This window comes from Sphingomonas sp. ABOLH, assembly GCF_003951715.1.
Classification (GTDB): domain Bacteria; phylum Pseudomonadota; class Alphaproteobacteria; order Sphingomonadales; family Sphingomonadaceae; genus Sphingomonas; species Sphingomonas hankookensis_A.
The window spans coordinates 1-2,257 of sequence record NZ_QQWV01000095.1 but is presented as its reverse complement, the minus strand read 5'-3'; the positions used below and the strand labels follow the sequence as shown (position 1 = coordinate 2,257).

Genomic DNA, 2,257 nt, shown 5'->3' with positions numbered 1-2,257 from the left:
CGTTGCAAGCCCGCACCCTCTGGGTGATCCATGAAACGCGCCCCTCGCAGCCTTCAACACCATGTTTTATATAGGAAATATAATGGTCAGGACAGCGAAATCAGCGCCTTACTTGGGAAATGTGGGTTCATATCGCGAAAGCTGATGACGCCGGGCAGGTCCTTGCCGGGCACAGGGATGATGAACGGATCGGACCCGGTCGCGATCAGCAGCCGGTCATAGTCGAGCGTCAGGCCGCTGCGGCTGGTCACCGTCCGCGCGGCGCGGTCGATGGCGATCACCGGATCGCCGCTCAGCAGCGTGATCCCATTGTCGGCATACCAGTCGAGGCCGTTGATGACGATCTCGTCAAACGTCTTCTCGCCGGCCAGCACCGGCGACAGCATGATGCGGTTATAGTTCACCAGCGGTTCGGCACCGAAGATCGTTACCCGGTACCGGTTCGGATCGCGCGCCAGCAATTCCTCGACCGCGCGGCATCCCGCCATGCCGTTGCCGATGACGATCAAGTGCTCGCGGGTGTCGCCTTGCGGGCTTTGGATGGGTTCGTGTTGCATGACTATCATCCGGTGAAGAGGGATCAGATCCGCACGCCGTCGGCGGTCGCCCAGCGGCGGCGCCAGCCGGCCTTGACCAGCGTCAGTCCGCCCAGCGCGAGGACCGACAGCGCGGCGAAGATCAGGAAGCCGGGCGCAAAGCTCCCCGTCCATTGCTTGGCGAGGCCGAGCGACGAGGCGAGGTAGAAGCCACCGACCCCGCCGGCCATGCCGACCAGTCCGGTCATTACGCCGATCTCGGCGGCAAAACGCTGCGGCACCAGCTGGAACACCGCGCCGTTGCCGGTGCCGAGCGCCAGCATGGCCAGCACGAACAGCGCCAGTGCCGCCTCGACGCTGCCCGCCGCACTCACTCCCACCAGCGCCAGCGCAGCGACCGCGAACACGGCGGTCAGCGCCTTCACGCCGCCGACCTTGTCGGCCAGCGCCCCGCCCATCGGCCGCACCAGCGACCCGGCAAAGACGCAGGCGGCGGTGCAATAGCCGGCCGCGATCGTCGAGAGCCCGAATTGATCGGTGAAGTAGACCGGCAGGCTGGCCGCCAACCCGACGAACCCGCCGAAGGTCACGGCATAGAAGCCCATCAGCCACCAGGCGTCGGCCAGCTTCAGGGGGCTGAGATAGGCGGTCAGCGAACGCGGCGCGGGTGCATTCGGCGCGTCCTTCGCCATCACCATATAGGCGAAGAAGACGAGGGTCAGCGGAATGCAGGCCAGGCCCAGCACGGTGTTCCAGCCGAACAGCTTGGCGAGCGCAGGCGCAAACAATGCGGCCAGCACCGTGCCCGAATTGCCCATGCCGGCGAGGCCCATCGCCTTGCCCTGATGCTCCGGCGGATACCAGCGGCTCGCAAGCGGCAGGGCGATAGCGAAGGACGCGCCGGCAAAGCCGAGGATCACGCCCAGCGCCAGCGTGCCGCCAAAGCTGTTTACGCCCAGCAGCCACGCGACGAACAGGCCGGCGATGACGATGATCTGGCTGATCGCCCCGGCGCGCTTCGGCCCGATCCGATCGACCGCAAGGCCATTGACGACCCGCAGCACCGCGCCCGCCAGCGTAGGCACCGCGACCATCAGCCCCTTCTGCGCGGGCGACAGCCCCAGCGTCAGTGCGATGTCGGGCGCGAGCGGCCCGAGCAACACCCACACCATGAACGCGAGGTCGAAGTACAGGAACGCGGCGATCAGCGTCGGCTTGTGCCCGCTGTTCCAGAAACTGTCGCTGCCTTCGCGCTCAACCTGCGTGTCTTGCCAATATGCCGTTGCCATTCCTGCCTCCCAGAGCCGGAAACGAAAAAAGCCGCCAGAACGGCGGCCCTAGTCGGGCGCGTTCTGGCGGCTTCGTTGCCTGTGTCGGATGACGGGCCGATGCCCGTACTCCGTCAGCGGGAACCTCCCCGGCGCTGGAGAGGCTTGTCGCTGCTATTGCGTGCCCGACGCCATTGCCGGGCTGCGATCAAGCTGCCCGATTCGCGGATCGGATACAAGAGGCTTTCGCAGACGCAGCAAAATTGCGTTGGTAACAGCGCGAAACCAAAGCCTTCATCGCCACGCCGGGCTTGCCCCGAGGCGACGGCTAGAGGCACCGACTTATGGCAAACCAGCCAAATACCCCGGAATGTCATCCGGATCGAACGACCGCTCGTCGAAGAACCGATCGCTGCCGAGCATCAACCGACCCTGCGTCGAGCCCGCCCCTGA

1 protein-coding gene and 1 pseudogene are annotated in these 2,257 nt (G+C 65.8%); both read right to left on the bottom strand.

Annotation, left to right across the window (positions count from 1 at the left end; all coding sequences use genetic code 11):
- Positions 1–128: 128 nt before the first annotated feature.
- Positions 129–557 (bottom strand): annotated as a pseudogene (locus CA237_RS19320) (FAD-dependent oxidoreductase); the annotation flags it as partial.
- A gap of 23 nt (positions 558–580) precedes the next feature.
- Positions 581–1,825 carry a nitrate/nitrite transporter gene (locus CA237_RS19315; RefSeq protein ID WP_126015313.1) on the bottom strand — a complete coding sequence of 415 codons (1,245 nt, stop codon included), beginning with the start codon at positions 1,823–1,825 and terminating at the stop codon, positions 581–583.
- Positions 1,826–2,257: the final 432 nt, after the last annotated feature.